A 26,750-nucleotide genomic window follows, 5' to 3' on the forward strand; every position below is an offset into this window, starting at 1 on the left:
ATCTTCGCCCTTTACTGTCATCGGCAAGACGGGAGGAGGAATCACCATGTTTAGTCTCGACAATGTACTTGAGGATCTCTGGCCACAGGCCAGGCCAGCACCCTGGCAAAAAAATCTGCTCAGACGCCTGCTCTATGAGCAAGAGTTTCAGCAGTTCGCCGCGCGCCACCCCCACCTGAAAGGGCTGGATATGGTGGAACAAGTACTCGAACATCTACAAATCCGCTGCACCGTTCCCGCTCACTGCCTCGAACAAATCCCTGAACATGGCCCGCTGGTCATCATTTCCAACCATCCGACAGGCACGCTCGACGGGCTGGCGCTGATGTACGCGGTTTCCCGCGTTCGCCGCGATGTGAAAGTGGTCACCAACCGCATGCTGACGCACCTTGAGCCGCTCAGTTCGCTGTTTATTCCGGTGGATAACATGGGTGGACGTACGCGTAAATCCTCATTGCAGCAAATGGAAAACCATCTGCAAGGCGGCGGCGTGTTGATCTTCTTCCCGGCCGGGGAAGTTTCGCGCCTGACGCGCAAAGGCATTCGCGACAAAGGCTGGCACGCCGGGTTTATTAAACTGGCCAGCAAATTCCGCACCCCGCTGCTGCCGGTATGGATTGACGCGCGCAACAGCGCCCTGTTTTACGCCAGCGCGATGGTCTCTGAAACGCTGCCCTTTTTACTGCTTATGCAGCAGATGTTTCGCCGGCGCGACAGCGCGCTGCCGATCAAAATCGGTGAACGTATTCCCTGGGATAGCTGGCACACGCCGCAGCTCGCGCCGCGCGAGCTGGCCGATAAGTGTCGCAAACATGTCCTGCGTCTTGGCAAGGGATTGCCCGGCCCCTTCAAAACCGAGTGCGCCATCGCACGTCCGGAAGAGCGCATTACGCTGCGCCGGGAGCTTAACAACGCCGAATGCCTCGGCCGCACCGCTGATGGCAAGGTCATCTATCTGTGGCAGCGTAAAGGGCAGGAAGATGCGCCGCTGCTGCGCGAACTGGGGCGACTGCGTGAAATCGCCTTCCGCGCGGTGGGCGAAGGCAGCGGTAAACGTCGTGATACGGATAAATATGACGACGATTACCTGCATCTGATTTTGTGGGATGAAGCCGATCTGGAAATTGTCGGCGCTTACCGTTTTATGCCAACCGCGCAGCAAATGGCGGCGCGCGGCGTCGAAGGGTTATACAGCTACAGCCTGTTCCATTACGACGATCGCATGGCAGATGTGCTGCGCCACGGCATCGAACTGGGGCGCAGCTTTATTCAGCCGCGCTACTGGGGACGTCGCGGGCTGGATTATCTGTGGTCGGGTATTGGCGCCTATCTGGCGCGTTATCCGCAGTATCGCTACCTGTTTGGCCCAGTCTCTATTTCCGGTGGTATGCCGCCTGCGGCGCGCGATCTGCTGGTGGCGTTCTACCGCCTGTGGTTCCCGGCAACCTGGCCGCTGGCGTCATCGCGCCGCCCGTGGCCTGCCAGCATGCCGGAAGTGCTGGCGCAGTTTACCGGCGATGACTACACCGAAGATCTGACGCGGCTGAAATCGCTGCTGGGAAACCTGGGCTGCGGCATTCCGCCCCTGTATAAACAATATTCCGAACTGTGTGAGCCAGGCGGCGTGCAATTTATTGATTTCGGCTGCGACCCGGATTTCAACAACTGCGTGGATGGCCTGGTGCTGGTGGATTTAACGCACCTGAAAGCGAACCGCTACGAGCGATATATTGCTGCGCATCTGCCGCAACCGGAAACAGAAACGGCATAACGTAAACCTGCACAAAATACAAAAGCCGTCGCGTTATGCGTGACGGCTTTTTAACGGATCCTGTCAGCCATGCACCAGCCGCAACTGTGCTCGTCGGCTATTTAAACGAGGGTTGTCGGTAAAAATGACATATAAAATGGGTCGCCAGGCCATGACGTCCTCCTTTGCTAAATATCATCCTGGGTTTGGCTGAAAATTATTGTGTCAAACTAAAGTGCCAGACAATTCAGGTCAACCCATTATTCCGGATTAGATTTAACATCAGGTTATTATGATAATGATATGTGTTGCGCCTCACAAAAAAAGAAATAAATCACACTGTAAAATCAACATGTTAAGTTATTGTGAATTACGCCATTTAAATAACATATCATCACTTTAATTAAAGCCTGATATGACAAAAAAGGGTTAAGAATAGTCGGATTTAAATTTCCAGTTATTCCCTATAACATTTCCAGAAACCGGGCTATATCCTTTTTTTATTAATCCGTCGGCAATTAATTTCACCTTAAGCAGCATATTCGCCAGTTTCACCATTGCAGGGCAGCCTGCACCAGAATTCGATCTGCCACGGTGCAAGCCATGCATCATTTCAAAGCCATAATTATTTAACCAATTAATTAATAAAGGAATATATCTTTTGGCACCGCCTTTGCACATTTACTGCTAACTGTATTCAATGGCGAGGCAGTAAAGCATGAGCACACAAACAACACTAAAAAGAACACTGGGCAGCTTCCGTCTGTGGGGCATTGCCGTCGGGCTGGTGATTTCAGGGGAGTATTTTGGCTGGAGCTATGGCTGGTCACAGGCCGGCACGCTCGGCTTCTTGATTGTCGCACTGTTAATTGCCGCGATGTATTGCGCCTTTATCTTTAGTTTTACCGAGCTGACCACTGCCATTCCTCATGCCGGTGGCCCTTTCGCTTACGCGTACCGCGCATTTGGGCCAACGGGCGGGTTTATTGCCGGTTTTGCCACCTTAATCGAGTTTGTTTTCGCACCTCCGGCTATCGCAATGGCGATTGGCGCGTACCTGAACGTGCAGTTCCCGTCGCTGGATGCGAAATGGGTGGCGTGCGGCGCATACCTCATCTTTATGGCGCTGAACATTCTCGGCGTCGGCATTGCCGCGACGTTTGAGCTGATTGTCACCCTGCTGGCAATTTTCGAACTGCTGGTGTTTATGGGCGTGGTGGCACCGGGCTTCTCCTGGGGCAACTTTACCGCCAACGGCTGGGCAGGCGCAGAGAGCTTCAGCAGCCTGGCGCTGCCGGGCATGTTCGCCGCGATCCCCTTCGCCATCTGGTTCTTTCTCGCCATTGAAGGCGCTTCTATGGCAGCGGAAGAAGCTAAAGATCCGAAACGCACCATTCCGCGTGCACTCGGCGGCGGTATTCTGACCCTCACCGTGCTGGCGGTTGGCGTGATGATTTTTGCCGGTGGCGTTGGCGACTGGCGCACGCTGTCGAACATTAACGATCCGCTGCCGCAGGCGATGAAAGTAGTGGTCGGCAACAGCAGCGGCTGGCTGCATATGCTGGTGTGGCTCGGCTTGTTTGGCCTGGTGGCGTCGTTCCACGGCATCATTATGGGTTACTCACGCCAGATCTATTCGCTGGCGCGCGCGGGCTATCTGCCGGCAAGCCTGGCAAACCTCAACCGCAAAACCCGCACGCCGCATCTGGCGATCCTCGCCGGGGGCGTGGTCGGGATTGCGGCGATTTTCTCCGACTCGCTGGTCACCATCAGCGGCATGCCGCTCACTGCCTGTATTGTGACGATGTCCGTTTTCGGGGCTATCGTTATGTATATCACCTCAATGGCCGCGCTGTTTAAGCTGCGCCGCAGCGAACCGGAACTTGAGCGCCCGTTTAAAGCGCCCCTGTTCCCGTACGCCCCCGCGTTTGCGCTGGGCATGGCGGTGCTCTGCCTGGTGGCGATGGTCTGGTACAACACGCTGCTGGCACTGATCTTCGCGCTGATGATGCTGGGCGGCTATATGTGGTTTCGTAAAACGGCGCACGCGCGTGAACGTGCCGAGATGGATCCGCAACTGCGGGCGCTCTCCTGAGGAGACGGAATGTATAAAACCACGCTGGCTCACCGTACTTATCAGTTCGACAGCCTGAAAACGTTAATGGCGAAAGCCTCCCCGGCGCGATCCGGGGATGTGCTGGCCGGGGTGGCGGCGCAGTCGGCAGAAGAGCGGATGGCGGCGAAAATCGCCCTTGCGGATGTGCCGCTGCGCGAGATCCTCGCCTCTCCGCTCATTCCGTATGAAGACGATGAAGTGACGCGGTTAATCATTGATACCCACGATAGCCGCGCGTTTGCCCTGATTGCCCATCTGACGGTGGGCGAATTCCGCGACTGGCTACTGGCCGACAGCACCGATACCGCCACGCTTAGCCATGTTGCCCCGGCGATCACTCCGGAAATGGCCGCCGCCGTCAGTAAGCTGATGCGTAACCAGGATTTGATCCTCGCCGCCAGCAAATGCAGCGTGATCACCCGCTTTCGCAACACCATTGGCCTGCCCGGCCATCTCAGTGTGCGTTTGCAGCCCAATCACCCGACCGACGATCTGAAAGGCATTGCCGCCAGTATGCTCGATGGCCTGCTGTATGGCGCGGGCGACGCGGTGGTAGGCATCAACCCGGCCAGCGACAGCCTGCCGGTACTGCAAAAGCTCAACCACATGATGGCAGACATCATTGAGCGTTTTGACATCCCTACCCAGTCCTGTGTGCTGACGCATGTCACCAATACCATCCAGTTGATTGAACGCGGTGCGCCGGTTGATTTGGTGTTCCAGTCGGTGGCGGGGACGGAAGCCGCTAACAGCGGTTTTGGCATCAACCTGGCGCTGTTGCAGGAGGCGCATGAAGCGGCGCTGAGCCTGAAGCGCGGCACGCTGGGCAACAACGTAATGTATTTTGAAACCGGTCAGGGCAGTTGCCTTTCCGCCAATGCGCATCACGGCGTCGATCAGCAAACCTGCGAAGCGCGCGCTTACGCGGTGGCACGACATTTTAACCCGCTGTTGGTCAACACCGTGGTTGGGTTTATCGGCCCGGAATACCTCTACGACGGCAAGCAGATCATCCGCGCCGGGCTGGAGGATCACTTCTGCGGCAAACTGATGGGGCTGCCAATCGGCTGCGACGTCTGCTACACCAACCACGCCGAAGCGGATCAGGACGATATGGACACGCTGCTGACGCTGCTGTGTACCGCCGGGCTGACCTTCATGATTGGCGTACCGGGCGCGGATGACATCATGCTCAATTACCAGAGCACCTCGTTCCACGATGCGCTCTACGCCCGCCGCCTGCTGGGGCTGAAACATGCGCCGGAGTTCGCCGAGTGGCTAACGAAGATGCAGATTATCGACACCCATGGACAGTTGCGCCTGACCGGCGCTAACCACCCGCTGCTGACCGTTATGCCACAAGGAGCGCACGCATGAATGGACCCGATGCCTGGACACTGCTGCGTGAGTTTACCGATGCCCGCATTGCGCTGGGGCGCAGCGGCGCCAGCCTGCCGACGCGGGAGGTGCTCAACTTTGGCCTCGCGCACGCCCAGGCGCGTGATGCCATTCACCAGCCGTTCGACAGCGAAAGCCTGGCGCAACAACTCCATGTGCTTGGCTTAAAAACGCTGGAAGCGCACAGTGCCGCTGCCGACCGGCATATCTACCTGAACCGCCCGGATCTGGGCCGCCGATTGAGTGATGAGAGCCGCGAAACCCTTGCCGCACACCGCCCGCCCGCGCACGATCTGCTGCTGGTGATTGGCGACGGGCTCTCTTCCCACGCCGTACACCGTCAGTCTGTCGGGCTTATCACCGCCCTGCTGCCCTATCTGGACACGCTGGGCATTTCCCTGGGGCCCATCGTGCTGGCGCACCAGTCGCGCGTGGCGCTTGGCGATGACATTGGCGAAACGCTGGGCAGTAAAGCGGTGGCGATACTGATTGGCGAGCGTCCGGGGTTATCCTCGCCGGATAGCCTCGGCGTCTACCTCACCTGGAAACCCGCGCGCCAGCGCATTGAATCCGAACGCAACTGCATCTCTAACATTCGCCCGGAAGGGCTCAATTACGAGGCCGCCGCGTTTAAGCTCGCCTGGTTGCTGGAACAGGCATTTCTGCGCCGTCTCACCGGTGTGCAACTGAAAGACGAAAGCGACAACCCGGCGCTGCACGGGCGCGTGACTCCCCGTATTACGCGCTGATCTCAACACAGAGCGCTGGCGTGACGAAGCGCTCTTTCTCCCCCCGTCATCTACACTCTTTACGTTATTTACGGCGAACCCGTGGAGGGCGTATGGAGAAAAAAAGCAGCGCTGACGCAGAGCGAACATGGCCCGTGAAAGATAACCCCTTCTGGCTGCATGTTGAAATGCAGGTGCAAAAATGGGGGGCGATAGCGCTTATCGCCATTGTGATTGCCGGGCTGTGCGGGCTCTTTTCACAAGGCTGGCTGAGCAAAAAAACGGCGACCAGCGCCGATCACCGTCTCACCGTCGAGTACGACCGCTTTGGTCGGCTACAAAGCGATCTGGATATGCAGATAACCGCCAGTGCTACGGCCGACAACCACATCACTTTCACCCTGGGCGGCGATTTCATGCACGATTTTGAGATCCGCACCCTGCAACCACAACCGCTCAACATGTTCAGCCGCAGCGGCGAACTGGTGCTGGAATATACCCGCCCCGCCGCCGATAAACCGCTAACCGTATGGCTGGGGCTGACACCGCTCGGCGTCGGTAACAGCACGCAGCGGATTGCAGTGAATAACGCCCCCCCGCTTACCCTGACGCAGTTTATCTGGCCCTGAGGAGAACGCGATGGACATGGTATTACGCGCGATAGCTATCTATCTGGTGCTGATGGTGGTATTCAAAATCGCCGGCCGCCGGGCGCTGCTACAGATGACCTCTTTTGATCTGATTTTGCTGCTGATCATCAGTGAAGCCACGCAACAAGCGCTACTCGGTAATGACTTCTCCGTGACCGGCGCGGCGCTGACCATTATCACGCTGGTGGTGGTGGATATCTTATTTGGCACGCTGAAGAAGTATGTCAAAGGGGCGGAAAACCTGATCGACGGCACGCCGGTGGTGTTAGTGGAGAATGGTCAAATGCTGGAAAACAAAATGCGCGAAGCCGATATCACGCGCGACGACATTATGGTGTCAGCACGAAATAACCAGGGCATTGCCGATCTGGCGGAGATTAAATTCGCCATTCTTGAGCGCAACGGCCATATCTCGATTATTCCCAAAAACTCATCATGACTTTTCGCTCGCTATACTTTGCTTACCGAGTCACAACCGACTTTACGAAAAATAGCCTATGAATGAAGATATTACCTTAACGAACAACATGAATGCGCTGCTCTGCCTGCCTATCCCGATGCTGGCAGCGCAGCTGGGTGAGTTGCTTACCCAAAAACAGCTGCGCGTTACCACGGCGGAATCCTGTACCGGCGGACAAATCGCCACTGCGCTGTGCGCCGCAGGCGATACGCCAGCCTTCTTTGGCTGCGGGTTTGTTTCGTTTACCGATGAAGCGAAAAGTACCCTGTTGCATGTCAAACGCGAAACGTTGGCGCGCTGGACGGCGGTGAGCGAGCAGACGGCCAGCGAGATGGTGCAAGGCGCTTGCGCGGTCAGCCATGAACCGGTCGGGATTGCGGTCACCGGTTATGCCGGCCCGGATGGCGGCGAAGATGGCACGCCGGCCGGAACAGTGTGGTTTGCCTGGGCGCTACCGGGACAAGCGCCGATCACGGCGCTGCGCCACTTTGCCGGGGATTGCGAAAGCGTGATTGAGCAGTCGGTGAAATATGCGCTGGCAACATTAATAACCTTATTAAACCGCTAACCTTTTCACTCCGCCGCGCGTCGTTATGTCGCGCGGGCCCATTTCGACCATCACGCGGTAAATTCTCACTCATCAGGCCGCACAGCGTTACGTCCGCGATACCGTGGCAAGCAGGGAGCTTAATTTGGTATTCCACCTGCCTGGTGTTACGCCAGGCTAACAGTCCCCCATCCTCTGTTGCGCCACGCCGAAGCGCCTTGAAAAGCCGCGCCAACACTCACACGTTTCTGTGATGCGCTACGCTTGGTTAATAAATAAAAATCTGAGCGAGGAGCCGCCCATGAACGACACGCAGACCCTTTTTCCACGCCGACAGCCGCATGCAGACCCGCAAGATCCGCACCTTTTCAACTGGGCGAAAAACGCGGTACTGGCCAGCAAAAACGCCGTCATCCATGTGGAAAATGAAGCGCAGTTGCAGCAGGTTATTGCCGCCGCTGCCGGGCGCGTGCGGGTGATGGGCAGTCGCATGTCGCCAGGGCGCATGCTGAAACTGAGCCAGCCGGGCGATACGCTAATTGATATCTATGCGCTGCACGGTGTGCTGGCGGTGGATGACGACAGCGTAACGTTTGGCGCCGGGACGCAGCTGCACGAAGTGTTTGAACTCCTCAGCGTCATGAACCGCATGCTGTACGCGTCGCCGGGAGTGATCGATTCACAAACGCTGGCAGGCGCCATTTCAACGGGGACCCACGGCCAGGGCATGCAGCAAAGCTCGCTGGCGGATGAAGCGCTGCGTATCCGGCTGGTGGATGCTGCCGGGCAGATCCACGAGCTTGACCGCCAGCAACCCGCGTTTGCCGCCGCGCAACTGGCGCTCGGCACGCTGGGGGCGATTACCGCCGTCACCCTGCGCACGCACCCGGCAACGCTGTATACCTGCTTTAAAAGCGCCAGCAGCGCCGGGAATCTTGCGCAAGACTTGCTTAGCTGGAACCAGCAGTGGGCGTTCAGCAAAACGTGGTGGTTCCCGGATGAAAACAAAGTTCACACCTGGAACGCGCGCGAATCCACCGCCGATGAAATGGCGCTATGGCGCGATAATCATGGTGATCTGGTGGAACGGGAAGAGACCGACACGCAGATGAACGACACGGTGGAAAAAACGCTGGAGCAGATGCATGACGACACCAATATTGTTGATGAAAACGGCAAGCCGTTTCGCACCGTAACGCGCTTTAAAGACTTTTCAGATGTGATTGGTGATATCTACCAGGTGTTCTGCCGGGGTATCGCCACGCCGCAAATCAATATTGAGATCGGTATTCCACTGGCGCGTGCCCTGGCGGTGATTGCGCGCATTAAAGCGTGGCATCAGCAATCGCACCCGCATATGCACTATCCGATTATTTTGCGCTGCACCGGGCCTTCCGGAGCATGGCTAAGCCCGGCCTGGCAGCAAGCGACCTGTTTTTTTGGCTTTGTGGTCTATTACGCCGAAGACGGCTCACTCTCTGAAGAAGGGCTGGCGTTTCTGCGCGCCGCCGAACAGTTGCTGGCAGAAGAAGGCGGGAAGCCGCACTGGGGGAAATACTTCGATCCGACTTTATACGACTGGCCAACGCTCTACCCGCAATGGACGGCGTTTCAGGCTATACGCCAGCGTTTTGATCCGCAGGGCAAATTTCTCAACACCTTTATGACGGAGCTGTTGTCATGAGCGCCGCATTCGCCTGGGTAACTCTCCTGACGCAGCCAGATTACCTGCCGGGTGTAGAAACACTGCACCGTTCGCTGCGCGCCAGCGGTTCGCCGTGGCCGCTGGTGGTGATGGTTACCGACGCCATTGACGACAGCACGCGCCAGCACCTGAGCGCCCAAGGCTGCAAAGTGCGGGAAGTGCCGGTTATCGGCCCCGATCCCACGCTTGAAAGCCGCTATGCAAACGCCCGTTTTGCCGACGTGTGGAGCAAACTGGCAGTGTGGACGCTTGAGGAATACCAGCGAGTGGCGTTTCTCGATGCCGATATGCTGGTGCTGCAAAATATGGATCACCTTTTTGAACTGCCACTGGCCGCAGGCACCATTGCCGCCTGCCATGCCTGTCGCTGTAACCCTAACCATATCGAAAGCTATCCGGCGAGCTGGCGGCCGGAAAACTGCTATTACAGCTGGTGTACGGACGCGCAAATGCATGCCAACCCACCGGCGTCGCTGGATAACTACCTGAACGGCGGGTTTCTGCTGCTCACGCCGGATAATGCCCTTTATCAGCAGATGATGGCGAAGCTGGCTGAGAAAGCCGATATTTCGGGCTATGTTTTTGCCGAACAGGATTTTCTGAACGAGGTGTTCCGAGACCGCTGGCTACCGCTGCATTATGGCTATAACGCCTTAAAAACGTTGCCGCTCCAGCATCCGCAAATGTGGGATTTAGCGCAGGTAAAAAACCTGCACTTTATTATCGATAAACCCTGGGAAAAACGGCCCGAACCCAGTGACAAGGGATATGAACTGCATCGATTGTGGTGGAAATATGCGTAACCGCCGATGAGCGCGCCATTGCCGGAACGCGAACATGCCGCGCCCTTTGCGTTTACCGTTCCGGCCAATGATGTTCCTGCGCGGCGGCCAGCAGCCAGTCGCGAAAGGCGTGGCAAAGAGGTTCTAACAGCGCCGATTTATCGTAAATCAGCAGCATCCCACCGCTGTTCTCCAGCGGGTGCAGGATACCTTCACCCCCGGCCTGCACCGTGCGGCGAAAAGCAAAATCGATCCCTTCCCTTTTCAAATCAACGTCCCGCGTAGTGGTAGTGATAAGCACCTCGGCATGCGGGTAATAACGTTCAAAGCCGCCAAGCCTTGGCAGCAACCAGTGCATGGCAAACTCCGTTGAACAACTGACGCTCACACGGCGGTGCGCCGCCGCGTCAATTAACCGGTGGGTGGCTTGTGAAATCTGATGAAAGGCAGGCTGAATGGCCCGCAGGTAAATTTTCCCTTCCGGCGTCAGCGTCAGCACGCGCGAACCGCGCATAAACAGCCGTACATTAACCCAGGCTTCCAGTTTGGCAATCTGCTGGCTCACTGCGCTGGCGCTGATGGATAATGCCGCTGCCGCCGCTTTCATACTGCCGTGTTGAGCGACAGCATTAAAACAGATGAGCGCCTGCAAAGGCGGTAAGGTCATTGCCGATCCCCGCATCAGTTAAGTCACACTAAACTTTAGCAAAAATACGGCTTCATCAGCCAACAGTGGCGTTTATCAGACCAAGAGAAAAAGCGGCGGCGTGTCCCCGCCCGGATGCGGGATCACCTCGCCCCCGGCACCGTACCACGGCGCGATAAGCGGTGGCTGAATCACCTGTTCCGGCGTGCCTTGTGCCAGCCATTTTCCCCGGTGTAACAACAAGATCCTGTCCGCCCACCGCGCAGCAAGGTTGAGATGGTCAAGCCCTGCGCAAACAGGCAATTTGCCACTCAATGTCAGCCGCAGCAGCAGGCGCAGCGCCTGCTGATGATGGTAAAAATCGCGTGCCGAAGTTGGTTCATCCGTCTTCCGGGCCGTCATGATGCCCACAGCGGCGCGAGGCTGGGTGGATTGCGGTGCCTGAAGCCAGATGTGCGCGCCAGAGTATTGATGAGAAATAGAGCCAATCTGCAGGCGTCAATTTGCGTTCGATAAACAAACAAGGCCGTTGAGATACGCGCGAGTCTCTTCAAGGCGTTGCTGTAACAAACTGAATAATAAATAAAAAGGCCGCCGTAGCGACCTTTTTATTTATTTCTTCACCGGTTGGGGTTTTTTATCCCCTGATTCCGGCGCTTCACGAGGGTCATCTTTTTCAACGTTGAACACGAAACCTCCTCTCGTTGCCTTCAGTTCACTCACTATAGATCCTCCGCTGTTATAGAGGCCAGGCGGCAGGCAAAAAAAATACCATAAGGCCCGGTAGCCGCTGCGACACCGGTTTGGTTGTAAACGCCTGATGGATGAAATGCAGACAAATCATCAATAACATCAATGTGTTAACGATAAAAAAATTCATTCGAAAAGATCGGTTTATTTCATCGCAACTCGCTGTTTTATAGCGATTTTCCTGTTGAAATTTGCTAATAATTAGCACGCTTATTGTTAGTAACGAAAATGCAATTGCATGCCTTCAGGTACAACGCGGATTTGCCGGGCCTGAAGGTTATTTTTTATTCGTTTTCAATGCGCTAAAAATTATTCTGATCGTTTTCGTAAAAACGAATGACTGAAAGTTTCCTGTATCTTTCAGCGGCATAACTTGAAAAGAAGAGTTCTCCGCGTTGAAGAAGCACAACGCCGTTAGAAAGGTGAAAAGGATTTATTGATTATTGCCTTTTGGGGGTTGTTTGCGACTGGCCATTTTATGCACAAGACGTTTCTTGTAAGGTGGGAGACGTAAATCAACTGCTTCGGTAAAATTAATGGCAATTACTTCGGCAGGATGGTGAGAATCTTCAATTAAATGAGTAGATAAATGCTCAGATAAATCTTCAGGTAATGTGCATATCCTCTCACCCTCATCATTATTGTTCGAACTCATTAATACCTCTATTTTCTTATTTTCAAAACAGTGTTAATTAAAAAATAAACGAGCCGTTTCCGGCCCGCTGCCGTTCTGAACTTTACAGATAATAAAAAGAACTAGCGAAACGGCTATTTCTGGCCGCCGCTGTGGCTATTTTTACCACCTTTTTTACCGGCTTCGGATGCACGTTCGGGGTCATTTTTAAAATTACCACCGCTGTGCTGACCACCTTTACGCCCCGCTTCTGACGCTTTTTCACGATCTTCAGCGAAATTACCGGAACCGCCTCTATGTTCGGCCATGTTATATCTCCACATCTCGTTTTCGATATAATCGATACGGTTAATAACCCATATCAATCGCGTTGGAGTCTTAAGTCTGGCTATTTATCACGATTAGTCAATTGATCATCCGAAAATATATCAATATAAAAACAACAATCTTTAAAGAAATATTTAAACACATATGTTGCATTAAAAATAAATCTTTATACTTATAAGCGGGTTAGTAAAATTTCTCTCGCCTAATAAAAGGACAGATGTGATGAAATGTGTAAATAAAATGGTAGGGATAAATATTCTGTGCACACTTATCTTATGACGCACAAATATTATGGAGATAAACCATGCATACAGAACATCAACGATGCGCAGAAGCCTGTTATCAATGCGCTGCGGCTTGCGAACACTGTGCGCTTTCTTGCCTGCAGGAAGAGAATATCGACATGATGCGTGAGTGCATCAAGCTGGACGTACAATGTGCCGCCCTGTGCCGCCTTGCCGGTCAATTTATGGCGCTGGAAAGTAAGCATTTACCCTCGCTGTGCCGGATTTGCGTCGATGTGTGCAGAGCCTGCGCCGAAGAGTGCAGCCGGCATCAACATCAGCACTGCCAGCAGTGCGCTAAACGTTGCCGGGCTTGCGCACAAGCGTGCCTGCAAATGGCGGCGTGAAATGCACTGCGAAAAGGGGGCGCATTGCCCCCTTCCTGTTTTATCCATACCAGGTGTTTATCAGCGCAAACCCCAGCGCCGTCATTAAAATCGATCCCGTTACATGCACCAGCACCGAAGCCAGCGCCCACGCATAGTTGCCCGTTTGCAACCGGGTAAAAATCTCCAGCGAAAAAGTGGAAAAGGTGGTCATGCCGCCGCATAAGCCTGTGGTGATCAGCAGCCGCAAGTTGGGATCCAGATGCGGCTGGCGGGTGAAGAGCGCCAGCGCGCCGCCAATAATCAGCCCGCCGAGTAAATTTACCAGCAGCGTGCCGGGCGGCAGATTGGGAAACAGCGTATTTAAACGAATCGCGAGCAGCCAGCGGATCACGCAGCCTGCAGAACCACCGATGATTACGGCAAATAAAGATTTGAGCATGTTTTTCCTCATCAACAAAAGTGCGAGGCATGCAGGGAACACAAAAGGAAAACGCCCGACATGCCTCATGACAGAGACATACCAGGCGTCATCAGCTTCTCAGGGAAGCGGTTGGATCAGGTGGAACGCCATCACCTGAGTACGCATTGTTGACGATTTCACACGTTCGGGCAAGTTACAGTAAGCCTAAGTGTTCAACCAGAATTGAGCTGCCGATGCAGATAAGCACAACACCGCCGAGCACTTCCGCCCATTTACCGATCTTCGTGCCAAGAAAACGCCCCAGTAGCATCCCGGTGGTGGCCATGATGGTGGTCGCAAGGCCAATCATCAGCGCCGTCGTCACAATGTTCACATTGAGAAACGCCAGACCGACACCAACGGCCATCGCATCAAGGCTGGTAGCGATAGCGGTGGTGACCAGCAACCAGAAACCGTGGCGGCGCGGCGCTTCGGCTTCTTCATCCGCAGTTTTAGTCAGTCCTTCTTTCATCATGCGCACACCAAGCACAAACAGCAGTACAAAGGCTATCCAGTGATCCCACTGCATAATGTACTGACTGGCGGCCAAACCTGCGGCCCATCCAATAATTGGGGTGATGGCTTCAATAACACCAAAAATCAACCCGGTGCGTAGCGCTTCGCTCACCGGCGGACGTTTTAACATCGCCCCTTTACCGATAGCGGCAGCAAAAGAATCCATCGACATGCCGAAAGCAAGAATACTTATTGCGTAAAAACTCATTGCTGACCCCTAAATGCCCACAGGCGAAGGCAAAAACGCAGACGCTGCGAAAAGAGCGGCAAGAATGCCATAGCCGAATAAAAAACGCAAAAATTACTTATTAATCATAAACATATAGATATTGCTATGTTTTATAGCGCTGGCTATGTTGTACGGCGCCCCACTCATTTGGCTGGTGAATTGAAAGCGATGTGGCATTTGATGTTGTTATATTATAACATTTCACTTCGTAACAAATGATAACCAGGGAGCGCAATATGATCATGAAGAAATCAGCCTTTGTACTTGGCATGGGAGTGCTGCTAATGAGCGCGCCAACGTTGGCGCATGACCACCACCACGGCAAACCGCTTTCAGAAGTGGAGCGTAAAGCCAGCGAAGGCATTTTTGATGATAAGGACGTAAAAGACCGGGGATTGTCCGATTGGGACGGGATCTGGCAATCCGTGAACCCGTATCTGCTCAGCGGCGATCTTGATCCGGTGCTGGAGAAAAAAGCAAAACAAGGCGGTAAAAGCGTTGAAGAGTATCGCGCCTATTACCAAAAAGGTTACGCCACCGATGTAGAAATGATTGGCATAGAAAACAACGTAATGGAATTTCACGTTGGCAAAACGGTCAATTCCTGCCGTTATGATTACGCGGGCTATAAAATCCTGACTTACTCCTCCGGGAAAAAAGGCGTGCGTTATCTCTTTGAATGTAAAGACGCGCAATCAAAAGCGCCAAAATATGTGCAGTTCAGCGACCATATTATCGGCCCGCGCCAGTCGCAACATTTCCATATTTTTATGGGCAACGAATCGCAAGAAGCGCTGTTAAAAGAGATGGATAACTGGCCGACATATTATCCGTACAATATGACTAAAGCGCAGATTGTTGACGAAATGCTCCATCACTGATGGTTTCACCGCGGGCGAAAAATCCTTTCTCCCGCGGATGGTCATCCTCAAACGCATTGTCCGCCATTCTCTTAACCGGCGCTCCGTTCGTTCTGGTTGATTAATACCGGCCACAACCGCAGCGTCGTGTCGATAATCTGCTGCAGCTTATCCAGACTGACACCTTCGCGCGCGCTGACCGACATGCCATGAATAATACAGCTTAAAAAAAGCGCGGTGGTTTGCACATCTGTTGGCGACGGAATCTCACCACGCAACTGGCGTTGCAGCAAAAAAGCCAGCAGCGTTTGCTCCTGAGCCGTTTGCCGTTCCCGGATAGAGTCCGCTATCGGTTCCGATGAAGCGGAAACCGTGGCAGAAGTGTTGATTAAAAAGCAGCCTGCCGGAGTATCACTACCGGCAAAACAACTGGCTAGCGCGTGCAGATAATCGCGCAACGCCTGCTCAACCGTTTTCTCTTCGCAGAAAAGCGCTGCCCGGTGTTTAGCGGAAAAGCGAGCCATATAGCGATCAAGCACGGCTCTGAACAATCCCTCTTTATTATTAAATTCCGCATACAGCGTCGGTGCTTTTGCGCCAGTGGCTTCGACCAGATCTGCCAGCGATGTAGCTTCATAACCCTGCTGCCAGAACAGCATCATCGCTTTATCCAGCATTGCGTCCCGGTCGAAAATTTTTGGCCGTCCGCGACCTTTTCTCGTACAGCATGTGACGTCGGTTGCCATTGTTCCTCCCTCGTTCACATTAATTTAGTTAATAATCATTATAAAAACATTACAAAGCGGCTGACCAGCGGAAATTTTTCGAAAAAATAAACTCTTTATCAATTTGAATAATAAGTGCTTTTTAATTATTTAAATGATCATTATAAAAATAGTATTGACGAGTGATGCAGATCACATTTATCATTTACCTATCGATCGTTAAGTTAATACTTACGACCTCACACAAATCCAGATTCAGAAGGCAACAATTATGAAAACCATCAAATCCCTGATCGCCGTCGCTGTCCTTAGTTCCCTCTCTTTCGCAAGCGTAGCCGCCGTCGAAGTGCAGTCCACTCCGGCTGACCAACAAAAAGTGGGCGTGATTTCTGCCAATGCCGGCACCAATCTCTCCTCTTTGCAAAGCGAACTGGCGCAGAAAGCCGATGAAATGGGCGCGAAATCGTTCCGTATTACTTCCGTGACCGGCCCGAACACCCTGCACGGCACCGCGGTGATTTACAAATAAACGCTGCCGTATAAAACCGGCATTCACTACAGATGTTGAATTGGGCGTTATCGCCCAGCACAAATAAAAATTTAAGGAATAACATTATGAAAACCATCAATTCACTTGCTGTCGCTACTGTGCTTTCCGTCCTCTCATTTGGCGCTTTCGCTCAGAGCGTAACCGCCACGGCGTCCACGCTTGACGAGGCGGAATCCTTAATTGCTGCCAAAGCACAGCAGGCAGGCGCTTCATATAAAATCATTGAAGCCAACACTAATAATAATGTTCATATGACGGCTGAACTGACCAAATAAGTCTGCCGTTGTCGAACAACACACTCTAAGCGCCTGCGGGCGCTTTTTTTATGGGTAAAACGCTATTTTCCGTAGCGTGAATATCAGGGAGGGAATGTTGAAAGGTCGACTCATTTCAATAGCACTGTCTTTTTTAATTGGTATGGGGTGTTAATTTCCATCGTATTTATCACACCCCGTTTAAATTACTGAGTGGGATTACGTGGATCGATTCTCAAATGGGTATCACCGTTAGTATTCATATTGGCATAATTAGCCGCAATTAACGCCAGCCCTCTGTAATCGGCAATACTGTCAGCTCTGGAAGATACGAGGGCCGCACTTGACTTCCACAGCAGATTTACGCGGTTACTTTTCAGATATACCTTAGCGTCGTATGCATTGAGTGCTACCGCTGTTCCATATGATGTATTGGTAACTGTTGTGTCATATGATCCGGTAATTCCATAGGTCGGTGTGTAGACCGTCGTTGCGCTGCCTGTAGTGTTCGACGTTAAATTACCGCCACCGAGATAGTTATATGTGGTATTGGCATTTCCGTATGTCGTCGCTGAACTAATACCGGTCTGGCCATAGATCGGCACAGTGACATTCCTTGTGCTGGTCACCGCCCCACTTCTTGCAAATCCTAATAATATTCCCTGATCGGCTTTTTCCGGCTCGTTAACTTGTATATATCCCTAACGTGTCAGCGATGCAGAAACTACTGCGGCAATTTGATTGTATTCAATCTGGTTAGCGTCATAGAGCGCCTGACTGGATGGCAGGATGATGAAGCGTTTCCCTACACTCTGGCCTGAGGATAACGCATTTACCGTTACGAGTGGTTGTTGAGCGCATCCACTTAAAATCGAAATAGACAATAGAGCTATAAGTTTTCTCATCACGATCATCCCTATCAATAAAATGGCGATAAATTCAACATGCGTGCATGATGTTATGAACTGGTCATTAATATACACGCCACAAATTTTATTTGCGCGCACCATGTATAGGTCCTGCTAAATACAAAATATATCTTTAACGGGAGAGGGTGAGATATTTCCGATTTACGTTCTGTCAGCTTCACGAGATATGCAGCGTCGGATTATTTAATCCAGCCTGTTGTTATTGTCATAAATGAAGTATCGACAATGAAGCGAGGGGATGAAATGACGCGATGTCGCGTTACGTCTTGCATGCTCAACACGGAAAAAGCCAGGTCGGGCAAAGCAAAATCAATGAAGCATAACTGGTTAATTTTGAAGGGAAGGTGGTGCCGATAATAGGAGTCGAACCTACGACCTTCGCATTACCGAAACTCGCGTAACCACATGAGTTTATGAGGTTAGATTGTATGACAGCTATGTAGGAGAACCTAATGATAGTTAATGCTGCCCTTGTCAAACGTAACACCGTCGCGTTGACCAAAAGTCATCTGGAGTCGTAAAAAAATTCGTGAAGAAGCTCACAAGTCACAAGGCACTACCAGAAATAAAACTTTACACCTTACAAAAATTAGGATTAATCTCAAATTCTTATAGTTAGCTCACAACCATCTTAAAACACATATCAGGAAGATTTGACAAAATGAGACTACAATTTGATATTGACATAGCAGATGAAGCCGAATTAGCCAATATAATTGGGTGTGAAAGCCATGAACTTAACGATAAACTAAACAGTTTTGGGAAAGCAAGCATACTAGAATACTTGGCAATGATTCAAGGCATAAAGGTATTCAAACGCGGCAGTGACATCCTTGAATATAGATTATTTCTTCTGGTTGATAATGTATTTGAGGGTAAAATTCCTGACGAGCAAATCATAAGCAAATTGTTTCAAACTACTGCTTCTGAAAGTAAGAGTTATTTGAGATCTATTATATCAAAATATCAATATCAGCTAAAGCATGCTATTGATGAAACACTCAAAGTTATTCTTTTAAATGCAGAAATTCAAGAAGCCATTGGTCCTTATAGCATCACATTGAATAGTGTAAATGTTATAGAAGAATTAAATAAAAAATTAGCGGCAATTGATGGCACACTTGCATCCGTTAGCAAGAAGCGTGGTAGCGTCTCAACTTATGAGGTAACTAAGTCTTCATACGAAGCATTATGCCATTCTTTACAAATTCAACCGGTGCAGCATCAATAATATGAGTGATGAAATCGCAGTTGCAAGCTTACTAATGGCTATTTTGGCAATATTGTATGGTGCATGGTATTCAGAAATCGTGAAAGCCGTAAATCTAGATGTTCCCAAACATGAGAAAGCAATTAATCTTGGAATAGCAAAAGAGGCCCTATTTAGTAAATGTTTACCGCTACTGGTGCTTTCTATCCTTACTACTGCAGTTTTCACACCAAGTTTAGTATCAATAATATCACACTCTATATTGATAGCTAAGGATAATGGGTTTGAATCCTATCAAAAATATAGTGCCGTTAAAACCGCATTTTGTTTAGTGATAGCCTCATGCTTTCTCATTAGTTTTCAAATGTGCTTATTAGCCTTCCGCTTAGTTATTAAATACAACAAGTTGAAGTAAATAGAAAATTATTTAAAAAAGGAGTATATATATCCATGAAGAAGTAAAACGCCACTGTAACGCCTATGAAACGCACCTGTAATTTGGTGTTTTATTTACTCTCTTAGAGGAACTAGCTGGATTATAGGTGGAACATTCATCATCTATAAATTCAGTTCATTAACACAGAGGCTAGCATTTACAGTCTTACACTTGCTCTACTTTCTCAGTTTGTCCCAACGCACAGCTGAAACAATACCCCAATTGCCACTGGCATTGGGTCTGCGCCACTTTGCGGTATCCATGCTACGTAGATACTCAAGAGCTTCGAAAAATGTGCCAAAACGCTTCTGAGCCGCTTTATCACCTACGCCAAACGAACCATCGCGACTGCTCGCAAGTCCAGGATTAAAGCACGAGCCATCGGCCGCGTATGGAACCAACAGTTCCGGGTCGTCATCTTTAGATGAGTCAGACGCTAATAACTGCCACGGCTCAACATTCAGAGCGTTAGCCAGCACCTCAATCGCATCAAGAGACGCATTGGAGCCACCACGTTCAATGCGGCTCATGTAGCTACGTGCAAACCCACACCGATCAGCAAACGCTTCCTGGCTCATTCCGGTGGCTATTCGCAGCTCTTTTACCCGCTCGCCAAACTGTATTCTCAAGGTATTTTTCATGCCCTGAATGTGCAAGTTTGACCTCTACAAGGCCACGCTCCAATTGAGACATTTTGAATCTAAAGACCTCCTTTGTGAGCACCATCACCATCATCAACACCTTTCATCCTTTCGCCCATCAGATTCAAAATGATCACCAATGGTGACATTTCAAATCTAACCAGTATGATGATCATTATCGGCTGGGCTAAGCCAGCAATCTCTATCAGGTAGATGTGATTTGGAAAACGAGGGAATCATGACGCGATCATACTTTTTATTACCGATGGCAATGGGGGCCGTGCTTGGTTGGGTCAGTTACAATGTAGTCGCTCACGTTACGTCGAAACGGCAAATTAACACGCTACGTGCTATATCATGGGGCGTTCTTGCAACTCTCACAATGATGCTTGGCGTAAGCGCTTTTTCCGCTATAGGAGCGGAACAGACGTTAACTAAGCAGAACGTCCAATGTTCAAATAACAGCCCTGAATGTTATGCGAAAGCGCACTATAACCCCGTAAGAAAGTGCAAGCAGGCAATTGATGAAAAAGCAGAATTTAACCATATATGGCTGAAAAACGCATCTCAACAGATTTTTGAAAAATATCTTTGGCACGACCAGACTAAACGAACTATACAAATCTTCGGTCAACAGGCTAAAGCGATAAACAGTTTAGGAATATTAACGCCACTCCAATACTTTTGTATTTTCAACGCTAACACCGGAGAAATTATCGCTGCATCATTTGAGTGAATAATGCTTCCCAATAATTTTGAAGAAAGCATCTTAAAGATGCTTTCTTCAATACTAACAAAACAAACAATAAAAAAGTTTAATTAAAAGCATTCTTTTCAATTAGTTATCTATTGCTCATTTATCATTAAAAGCCTACTTAGTATACGTAGAGGCTATTTCAAGTATTTGTATGAAAACCTCATGAAAACCACCATAATCGACATTATTAAAAGGTGGTTGACCGCTGCAAACATAATCTGCAAATTTGTTTTTAGGCAATGCTACATTTTTCCTCTCTGAGATATTAATCACATTATCGTCATACACAAGAGAACTCTTGTTAATCCGGCAGAAGAGATTAGGATCAGTTTTATGACAATTAAGGTTATCGAACTCGTCCTTAAAATACAAACGCCTTCCCTCGCTATCACAAGTAAAAAGTAACGAGTCTTGATACAGATGCTCAATACATATTGAGTCATTCCCCTTTCTAAATTCAGGAATAGGGATAATTAGACTAAATACGTTATTACCGTGATCTCTGTAATTACCCGGAGAACCACTCATTTCATTTACTATATTTTTTTCATCTCTATCAAAGATGCATAAAGTGAGATGTTTTTGTGATGTTTCTCGCAGGTTTTCACACAGCGTTTTAAGATTTGCGCTTCCAGGCTTGCTTGAGTTTTTGAATATTATTTTCAAGTCAAGGAATTCACCACGATGTTGAAATGCATTCAGCGCCGCTTGGAAATGTTTTGTATCTGTCACACCTTCGGTATAAATATGAATTTCGTCGGTTATCTCTCGCCGAAATTTCTGCTCATCAATTTTAAATTCGCTATCAAGTGTTTGTAATCGCTTAACAAGAGTTAGGAAAGTTGCATCGGTATATCCTTTTACATGACCAACATGGATTATTTTACCGCGTATTACCAATCTCATTTGTGGCGGTTGATCATCAAATTTATTAGATCTTTCTATTTCTTTCTTCCAATATTCCTCAGCAGCATCCAAGCCAAATTTCTCCCACGCATAAAGTCCTGCACGGATAGATTTTATATACTCCTTTGGTATATTGGTTTTTTTGTTAACTACAACCCCTGTAACAAGCTGCCTCTCGGATTTTTTACGAAGAGTCGTCTTACCAGCATTCACTTCAAAACCAGAATTTATTATGATATTTTTTATTGCTTCACTTAGTTCTACATTACCATCGTCGCCTCTTATTGCTATTGCCGAAGGGAATACACTTCCATTATTAGAAATAAATATATCATCGGCATAACGAGTGTAGTAACACTTGTTTGAGGAAGCTAGTTGCTTAAGTTTATAATCTAATCCTTTGCAAATGATGTTACTAATCACTGGACTAGCTGGTGAACCTTGTGGTAAACGCCCATCTTTTGTGCAAAGACGCGCTACAGTATTTGCCGGGGATTTAGCAAAGCAAAATGGAGCGCGTCTTAGCACTCCCGAAACTCGAGCTGAGCTTATTGAATGGAAGAAATCCTTTAAATCCAAGCGTAGTAGCCATCGTTGCCCAACGTGAATTGAGGCATGTTCAACTATGCCTCTTTCTTTAACATACGCAAATACGCAAGAACGAGGTGTATAGTTTCTCTCCAGAAAATGAGAAATTGTTTTTTGGATATCTTTAAGCCCTCTATTTGGAGCTTCAATTAATCTTTCTCCGTTAATTCGCTTGCGAATTTTGAATGAGTGATACTTATCATCATCACTTAAATAATAGGCGTAATAAGTTAACTTAGCAGTAGTAATACCGATTAGTGCAGCTAATTCTTTATTGTTTTCTATCTTATATTTTGGCGAGGTATTAAAAGGGAAAAATGTGTCCATCACTGGCTCATGCTCCTTCTGGTATGAGAGGGCAACTCAGGACCCCAACAACCGCGAGTAACCCGTGGCGGCGCGACGCGTTAGCGTCAAAGGTAAAGGCACTACAAGCCGAGACGTATACATCTCAGAAATGCGGGTCCTGAGGCCCAACACAATCGTAACCATGTTGATTCTATTGGTCAATGTATCTAGACAACTGGTTTCTAAATCAACAAACACCTACTGTTTTTTCGAAAAAAAATCATTACTTAACAATAAATTAATATATCAGCCGAGCCGTGAAATTACCCTTTGGAGCTGCGACAATCCCCACTCACCACCTTTCGGTGCTGGTGTCCGTGAAGCATTTAGCGTTTCAACCATTTTGCGCTGCGATAGTCCGCGCACTTTCATGCTTTCGATAAGCGGCCGCATATTCTCTGCGAAGCTCTCTGCCGCTTGTTGGCGGGCTTCAATGTTACTTTTGAGGTTAGCACTACCCGCCACCCCCAGAACCTTACCACGTGATTTGGCAGCTGCGAGAGCTGCTTTTGTCCGGGCGCTAATCTGGTCGCGTTCATGCTCAGACATAACCGCGTGCATCTGGATCATCACCTTGTCAGCTTGTGGCATATCGGCGGCCACAAAGTTAATCCCAGTTTCAATTAGTCCGGTAACGAAGTGCACGTTGCGGGCCAGGCGGTCAAGCTTAGCGATCAGCAAAATAGCACCTTGTTTCTTACACGCGGCCAGCGCTGCCCGCAGTTGCGGACGTCTTTCTAGAGCATTTGAACCTTTACCTGTCTCAATTTCTTCAAACTCGTCGACAACTTCCCCAGTAGTGCTTCTGATGTAAGCAGAGACAGCTTCCCTTTGAGCTGCCAACCCTAAACCGCTCTTACCCTGCTTCGCAGTGGAAACGCGATAGTAAGCGATGAACTTGCCGTTTGCCATGTCGCTGACCTCACAGCTAATCGAACGTTTAATGTGTGGTCAATGTATACACAAACAACATTGGAAGCAATTTGTTTCCTATGTTGTGTCATTTAGTTTCAGTCAGTATAATACCGCTTGGTTACTAAATATAAGGGTGATGTTGTGAATTATGAACCAAAAATTAGAACAGCCAAGTTAATTGAAGAAAATCGCACCTCGTTAAAGCTTGATGAAAGCACTTGGGCCGCAATTGACATGCTGGCTGAGAAACGAGGCACTGATTGGAAAGGCTGGGCAAAGATGGTGCTTAAAGCAAATCCTGACTCACCAAATAAGGCTGCTTTGCTCCGAGCCGCGTTAGTAGAAGAATTGATGACCGAGCAGATTCTTACCCTCGCGGAAGCTGGGCCAGTTGAAGCCAATATCAGTCATGAAATTATCGGAAATGGCTATTGGCGGTTAAATGACGAGCAACTACAGAACGAGCTAGACGGCGCAACCATCGTCACACGTGATAACTCATTTGCGGCGTTTACCTTACTGACTGGTTACAGAGACAAAAGCTACGGCGGATCACCATTCGTGATCATTCAGAACGAGTTACGCGGTCAGCTACACCTTATGATCGCTCCAGACGTTGATTAAGGAGGACACAATGAAAGTTAAAACCCTTTCAGCAAGTGAGACGGCTTACTTTTTGAGAGCCAAGCTGGGCGACGTCAGGGCATGGGATGATTTATTAGCGGATATGCGACGCGGGAGGGCTAGCTATCACGGTGAGGTCTTACTTCCAGTCGGGAGATATTCCGCCACTCGCCCCCCTCGCCCGGTTTATCTATTTAGTGAGGTAGGTGAGTTCGTCGAAAAAGCCTCACGCCTTTGCCCTCCCCCCGCTAAGCCGCACATGCTATCTATGCTTGAGGTTGACATTGACCTCACCGATAAGCGGCATTGGAGTGTTCGCACTCCAAAAGCGGCGAGTTGAAAGGCTGGCAATGAATATCAACCAACAAACAGCGGATTCAGCCTTGAAGCAATTCAGGGCTAAAGCTGTTATTGACTGGCTCGATGTTGAGATACGCACTGAACGCCCAACACAACACCAACACATCCGTAAGGCGCTGAAAGATATAACCGGTATTAATCGCTGGTGGGCTGGTGCAATCGACATGCAGCCAGGTGATGTTACTGACACCTACCGCATTCGCTTTCATGACAAGCTGGCGAACAACTATCAGCAGCTCCGTGCTGCGCTCCATGCGTTAGCCAGACGGTTCACGTTTGCAACCGAACCGACTATTGCCGGGATAGAGATCAGTTGTGACTTTTGGCATAAACAACAGTCAGTTGAAGCAACACGCGCCTTTACATATCGGATGCAAACAAGCCTGTTCGCTCCGAGCACCAATCATCGCCAATACAACGGCGACAACAACAGTAACCAATTTCTTGATAAGCCCGGCAATCGTATCAACCCGGCGTATAACCTGCGGATTGGCAACGAAGATGACGCCATTTCATGGCAGTGCTATCACAAACGGACCGACAAGAAGCAGCCGCTGCCGCTTCGTGAGCAACGTGCTCGCATAGAGGTGACATTGCAGGGTGACGCGCTACAGCAATACGGCTTCGGTCTTCTCTCCGGGCTGCAACACTTCCCGTTTGAAACACTCGCCAGTCTTTTCACATTCCGCCGTCCGATATCTGCGGCAAAGATGGCAAAAGGAGATCTGTTTCGGCTCGTTTCAATCAACTGGATACGCTCATACAGGGATGCAACGACGGAACGTGGCATTCACTCGTTCAGCACTGTAGGTCAACGCGACAAGAAAGGCAGAACACGGACAGAGAGTAGTCACCTGACAGCAGACAAAGAACTGAGTAACAGAATTAGAGCAGCATTGCGAAACCTACACCCGTGAATATCCATTCCAAAAAAGTGTGCGGATTTTGGCGCAGTGATCCGCTTGCTGGCTGGGCTGACGTGCAGTGACCTAATAACTTAAATACATACAGCCGCTAACCAACTACGTTTACACACAACAACAGGTAACAGGGAAAACCGGAAGTGAGAAGCGGAGCCGCGAACTTCACCAACAAGCTGTCAGGGATATGACCGCTGAAAAGTGAAGAGTCTTAGGTTTTACCATCTCCCTTCTTGGCGAAGCAGTTAAAAACTTCGGAGTTTGAAAAACAAAACCTTATACAAAGAATTGTGGGCGATTATGCTTAATGCCAAAAGTGCTGAGAGAGCGCCGCAAATACCACCCCATAAAAAACCTACTGCCCAGGATAAAAACGCGGCAAGGGGCTTTACAAGCGCTTTCGATACAAAAGTTAAAGCTCACCCAGAATTCTCAGTGATAGCTCAATCTCCGCTACCCACTTATTAGGACAAGGGTAAACCCGACTTTCGGTGCTGATCCGGTTCGGAGATACGCGGCGGGTTAGCCCATGCAATGACTTAACATGCGCTATCCAGCATGTTTTGACTGTTCTCCCTGTTCGAGATTTAACATCATCAGCAATTTGTCGATAGGTCGCCATAGATGTCCATACTCCGCTAGTTGATATTTTTCAGCACGTTGCCGCATATTCCATCAGTGGCAAGGTTACGTGCTTGTTTCCACTGGCTTCGCCAGCAACTCTATGACAGCACCGCTAATTCTGCGCCATGATTTAACTACCCCTGAGAAAAAACGCGCCATAAAGCTTCCCTGCGCGTCTGAGGGGTTTTGCTGCTTCGGCTTACGAATAGCTGTCTGGTTAGTAGTAGCTTCATCGGCCAGCCAGGTTTACTTTAATCTCTATCAACAAGGAACCGCCCAGTAGCTACTAACGGAGACAACTTTTTGATAACCGTCGAAATACTGCAATACACCTTACGTAAAGGCACCGGAACTGCTTTTCACACAATCATGCAGGAAATCAGCGTTCCCCTACACCGACGCCACGGGATCGACGTTGTTTCGTTTGGCAACTCGCTTCATGACCCGGATTGCTACTACCTGATTCGCGCCTTTGACAGCGCTGAAAAAATGGCTGCGGTTCTCAATGCTTTTTATGCAAGCGATGACTGGCGCAGCGGCCCACGCGAAGACATTATTCGCAGCATTGGAACCAGCATTAAAACAGTGATGAATCTACCATCAGAAAGCGTGGAAGGGCTGCGGGTGCAATTGTAGGTCATCAAGTTTCACCAAACGCGTTTTGAGCATCTCCAAATTTCGCACTATGAAATCTACAACCCTTAATAAAAAATGCCCCAGAATCGTTCTGAGCGCGTTAGATCAAGAAAGAGAGTCAGGCTGTTGCGGTTCTTTTCGCGATTTCTTGTTGCG

General features: G+C 49.8%; 32 protein-coding genes, 1 pseudogene and 1 riboswitch. Of the genes and pseudogenes, 19 read left to right on the top strand and 14 right to left on the bottom strand.

Annotation, left to right across the window (positions count from 1 at the left end; genetic code table 11):
- Positions 1–46: 46 nt before the first annotated feature.
- Positions 47–1,771, top strand: a complete 1,725-nt coding sequence (locus tag AAIG26_RS06425; protein WP_020456710.1) for a GNAT family N-acyltransferase — start codon at positions 47–49, stop codon at positions 1,769–1,771.
- A gap of 408 nt (positions 1,772–2,179) precedes the next feature.
- On the opposite strand, the gene AAIG26_RS06430 is transcribed toward AAIG26_RS06425, so the two are convergent.
- Positions 2,180–2,431, bottom strand: a complete 252-nt coding sequence (locus AAIG26_RS06430) for a hypothetical protein (RefSeq protein ID WP_343180248.1) — start codon at positions 2,429–2,431, stop codon at positions 2,180–2,182.
- Between the two features lie 37 nt (positions 2,432–2,468).
- Between AAIG26_RS06430 and eat the strand changes: the two genes are divergently transcribed.
- The 8 genes from eat (at position 2,469) to AAIG26_RS06470 (ending at position 10,157) form a co-directional block, all read left to right on the top strand.
- The gene (gene eat, locus AAIG26_RS06435) at positions 2,469–3,845 is read left to right on the top strand and encodes an ethanolamine permease (protein ID WP_020456708.1); all 1,377 of its coding nucleotides are present in this window, start codon (positions 2,469–2,471) and stop codon (positions 3,843–3,845) included.
- 9 nt (positions 3,846–3,854) lie between these two features.
- Complete coding sequence (locus AAIG26_RS06440; protein WP_343180249.1) at positions 3,855–5,243, top strand: ethanolamine ammonia-lyase subunit EutB; 1,389 nt, start codon at positions 3,855–3,857, stop codon at positions 5,241–5,243.
- Entirely contained in the window at positions 5,240–6,013 is a 774-nt protein-coding gene (gene eutC / locus AAIG26_RS06445; protein WP_160271118.1) for an ethanolamine ammonia-lyase subunit EutC, read from the top strand. The genes AAIG26_RS06440 and eutC overlap by 4 nt, the downstream gene beginning before the upstream one ends.
- A gap of 92 nt (positions 6,014–6,105) precedes the next feature.
- Positions 6,106–6,621, top strand: coding sequence for a hypothetical protein (locus AAIG26_RS06450; protein ID WP_020456705.1), 516 nt, complete (start codon positions 6,106–6,108; stop codon positions 6,619–6,621).
- 10 nt (positions 6,622–6,631) lie between these two features.
- Positions 6,632–7,081, top strand: a complete 450-nt coding sequence (locus AAIG26_RS06455; protein ID WP_017458803.1) for a YetF domain-containing protein — start codon at positions 6,632–6,634, stop codon at positions 7,079–7,081.
- Positions 7,082–7,199: 118 nt separating this feature from the next.
- A complete protein-coding gene (locus AAIG26_RS06460) occupies positions 7,200–7,670 on the top strand; it encodes a 2-oxo-tetronate isomerase (protein ID WP_233500412.1) in 471 nt (156 codons plus the stop codon).
- Between the two features lie 280 nt (positions 7,671–7,950).
- Positions 7,951–9,333, top strand: a complete 1,383-nt coding sequence (locus tag AAIG26_RS06465; protein ID WP_343180250.1) for a D-arabinono-1,4-lactone oxidase — start codon at positions 7,951–7,953, stop codon at positions 9,331–9,333.
- Positions 9,330–10,157: a glycosyltransferase family 8 protein gene (locus AAIG26_RS06470; protein WP_343180251.1), complete on the top strand. Its 828-nt coding sequence runs from the start codon at positions 9,330–9,332 to the stop codon at positions 10,155–10,157. The genes AAIG26_RS06465 and AAIG26_RS06470 overlap by 4 nt, the downstream gene beginning before the upstream one ends.
- Before the next feature lie 52 nt (positions 10,158–10,209).
- Here AAIG26_RS06470 and AAIG26_RS06475 read toward each other — a convergent pair whose 3' ends face one another.
- The 5 genes and pseudogenes from AAIG26_RS06475 to AAIG26_RS06495 all read right to left on the bottom strand — a co-directional run bounded on the left by AAIG26_RS06475 (position 10,210) and on the right by AAIG26_RS06495 (position 12,474).
- On the bottom strand, positions 10,210–10,803 hold the full coding sequence (locus AAIG26_RS06475; RefSeq protein WP_343180252.1) for a LysR family transcriptional regulator: 594 nt from the start codon (positions 10,801–10,803) through the stop codon (positions 10,210–10,212).
- Between the two features lie 75 nt (positions 10,804–10,878).
- Positions 10,879–11,166, bottom strand: a pseudogene (hmuV, locus tag AAIG26_RS06480) (hemin ABC transporter ATP-binding subunit); the annotation flags it as partial.
- Positions 11,167–11,394: 228 nt separating this feature from the next.
- Positions 11,395–11,505, bottom strand: a complete 111-nt coding sequence (locus tag AAIG26_RS06485; protein ID WP_269231604.1) for a hypothetical protein — start codon at positions 11,503–11,505, stop codon at positions 11,395–11,397.
- Between the two features lie 460 nt (positions 11,506–11,965).
- Positions 11,966–12,187, bottom strand: a complete 222-nt coding sequence (locus AAIG26_RS06490; RefSeq protein WP_313628269.1) for a hypothetical protein — start codon at positions 12,185–12,187, stop codon at positions 11,966–11,968.
- A 113-nt stretch (positions 12,188–12,300) separates the two neighbouring features.
- Positions 12,301–12,474 (bottom strand): general stress protein, encoded by a 174-nt coding sequence (locus AAIG26_RS06495; RefSeq protein ID WP_072051630.1) that lies wholly within the window; start codon positions 12,472–12,474, stop codon positions 12,301–12,303.
- A gap of 323 nt (positions 12,475–12,797) precedes the next feature.
- On the opposite strand from AAIG26_RS06495, the gene AAIG26_RS06500 reads away from it, so the two are divergent.
- Positions 12,798–13,124, top strand: a complete 327-nt coding sequence (locus tag AAIG26_RS06500; RefSeq protein WP_071925260.1) for a four-helix bundle copper-binding protein — start codon at positions 12,798–12,800, stop codon at positions 13,122–13,124.
- A 40-nt stretch (positions 13,125–13,164) separates the two neighbouring features.
- On the opposite strand, the gene crcB is transcribed toward AAIG26_RS06500, so the two are convergent.
- Together crcB and mntP are read right to left on the bottom strand one after the other, a co-directional pair.
- A complete protein-coding gene (gene crcB, locus AAIG26_RS06505) occupies positions 13,165–13,545 on the bottom strand; it encodes a fluoride efflux transporter CrcB (protein ID WP_020456697.1) in 381 nt (126 codons plus the stop codon).
- A 75-nt stretch (positions 13,546–13,620) separates the two neighbouring features.
- Positions 13,621–13,690, bottom strand: a riboswitch (Fluoride riboswitch).
- Positions 13,691–13,720: 30 nt separating this feature from the next.
- A complete protein-coding gene (mntP, locus tag AAIG26_RS06510) occupies positions 13,721–14,290 on the bottom strand; it encodes a manganese efflux pump MntP (protein ID WP_343180253.1) in 570 nt (189 codons plus the stop codon).
- A 257-nt stretch (positions 14,291–14,547) separates the two neighbouring features.
- Between mntP and zinT the strand changes: the two genes are divergently transcribed.
- A complete protein-coding gene (gene zinT / locus AAIG26_RS06515; RefSeq protein ID WP_343180254.1) occupies positions 14,548–15,192 on the top strand; it encodes a metal-binding protein ZinT in 645 nt (214 codons plus the stop codon).
- 71 nt (positions 15,193–15,263) lie between these two features.
- On the opposite strand, the gene AAIG26_RS06520 is transcribed toward zinT, so the two are convergent.
- Positions 15,264–15,917 carry a TetR/AcrR family transcriptional regulator gene (locus tag AAIG26_RS06520; protein WP_343180255.1) on the bottom strand — a complete coding sequence of 218 codons (654 nt, stop codon included), beginning with the start codon at positions 15,915–15,917 and terminating at the stop codon, positions 15,264–15,266.
- Positions 15,918–16,167: 250 nt separating this feature from the next.
- Between AAIG26_RS06520 and bhsA the strand changes: the two genes are divergently transcribed.
- Positions 16,168–16,425: a multiple stress resistance protein BhsA gene (gene bhsA, locus AAIG26_RS06525; protein WP_017458786.1), complete on the top strand. Its 258-nt coding sequence runs from the start codon at positions 16,168–16,170 to the stop codon at positions 16,423–16,425.
- A gap of 86 nt (positions 16,426–16,511) precedes the next feature.
- Positions 16,512–16,721, top strand: a complete 210-nt coding sequence (locus AAIG26_RS06530) for a DUF1471 domain-containing protein (RefSeq protein ID WP_017458785.1) — start codon at positions 16,512–16,514, stop codon at positions 16,719–16,721.
- Between the two features lie 185 nt (positions 16,722–16,906).
- Here the strand turns inward: AAIG26_RS06530 and AAIG26_RS06535 are convergent, their stop codons facing one another.
- Complete coding sequence (locus AAIG26_RS06535; RefSeq protein WP_343180256.1) at positions 16,907–17,305, bottom strand: hypothetical protein; 399 nt, start codon at positions 17,303–17,305, stop codon at positions 16,907–16,909.
- Positions 17,306–17,401: 96 nt separating this feature from the next.
- Positions 17,402–17,710: a hypothetical protein gene (locus tag AAIG26_RS06540; protein ID WP_343180257.1), complete on the bottom strand. Its 309-nt coding sequence runs from the start codon at positions 17,708–17,710 to the stop codon at positions 17,402–17,404.
- Positions 17,711–18,290: 580 nt separating this feature from the next.
- On the opposite strand from AAIG26_RS06540, the gene AAIG26_RS06545 reads away from it, so the two are divergent.
- The gene (locus AAIG26_RS06545) at positions 18,291–18,860 is read left to right on the top strand and encodes a hypothetical protein (protein ID WP_142516494.1); all 570 of its coding nucleotides are present in this window, start codon (positions 18,291–18,293) and stop codon (positions 18,858–18,860) included.
- Position 18,861: 1 nt separating this feature from the next.
- Positions 18,862–19,254, top strand: coding sequence for a hypothetical protein (locus AAIG26_RS06550; protein ID WP_053266752.1), 393 nt, complete (start codon positions 18,862–18,864; stop codon positions 19,252–19,254).
- Positions 19,255–19,451: 197 nt separating this feature from the next.
- Here AAIG26_RS06550 and AAIG26_RS06555 read toward each other — a convergent pair whose 3' ends face one another.
- Positions 19,452–19,916 (bottom strand): helix-turn-helix transcriptional regulator, encoded by a 465-nt coding sequence (locus AAIG26_RS06555; protein WP_142516495.1) that lies wholly within the window; start codon positions 19,914–19,916, stop codon positions 19,452–19,454.
- Between the two features lie 238 nt (positions 19,917–20,154).
- Here AAIG26_RS06555 and AAIG26_RS06560 point away from each other — a divergent pair, with 238 nt between their 5' ends.
- Complete coding sequence (locus AAIG26_RS06560) at positions 20,155–20,652, top strand: hypothetical protein (protein ID WP_343180258.1); 498 nt, start codon at positions 20,155–20,157, stop codon at positions 20,650–20,652.
- A 135-nt stretch (positions 20,653–20,787) separates the two neighbouring features.
- Here the strand turns inward: AAIG26_RS06560 and AAIG26_RS06565 are convergent, their stop codons facing one another.
- Both AAIG26_RS06565 and AAIG26_RS06570 read right to left on the bottom strand, forming a co-directional pair.
- Positions 20,788–22,494, bottom strand: a complete 1,707-nt coding sequence (locus tag AAIG26_RS06565; RefSeq protein ID WP_142516867.1) for a reverse transcriptase domain-containing protein — start codon at positions 22,492–22,494, stop codon at positions 20,788–20,790.
- A gap of 267 nt (positions 22,495–22,761) precedes the next feature.
- On the bottom strand, positions 22,762–23,427 hold the full coding sequence (locus tag AAIG26_RS06570; RefSeq protein WP_142516497.1) for a recombinase family protein: 666 nt from the start codon (positions 23,425–23,427) through the stop codon (positions 22,762–22,764).
- Positions 23,428–23,571: 144 nt separating this feature from the next.
- Here AAIG26_RS06570 and AAIG26_RS06575 point away from each other — a divergent pair, with 144 nt between their 5' ends.
- The 3 genes from AAIG26_RS06575 to AAIG26_RS06585 all read left to right on the top strand — a co-directional run bounded on the left by AAIG26_RS06575 (position 23,572) and on the right by AAIG26_RS06585 (position 26,594).
- Positions 23,572–24,054 carry a hypothetical protein gene (locus tag AAIG26_RS06575; protein ID WP_343180259.1) on the top strand — a complete coding sequence of 161 codons (483 nt, stop codon included), beginning with the start codon at positions 23,572–23,574 and terminating at the stop codon, positions 24,052–24,054.
- A 350-nt stretch (positions 24,055–24,404) separates the two neighbouring features.
- A complete protein-coding gene (locus AAIG26_RS06580) occupies positions 24,405–25,331 on the top strand; it encodes a hypothetical protein (protein WP_343180260.1) in 927 nt (308 codons plus the stop codon).
- Positions 25,332–26,261: 930 nt separating this feature from the next.
- Positions 26,262–26,594, top strand: a complete 333-nt coding sequence (locus AAIG26_RS06585) for an NIPSNAP family protein (protein WP_142516500.1) — start codon at positions 26,262–26,264, stop codon at positions 26,592–26,594.
- Positions 26,595–26,750 lie beyond the last annotated feature (156 nt).

This window comes from Kosakonia sp. PSU_27, from assembly GCF_039409795.1.
In the GTDB taxonomy this organism is placed as follows: domain Bacteria; phylum Pseudomonadota; class Gammaproteobacteria; order Enterobacterales; family Enterobacteriaceae; genus Kosakonia.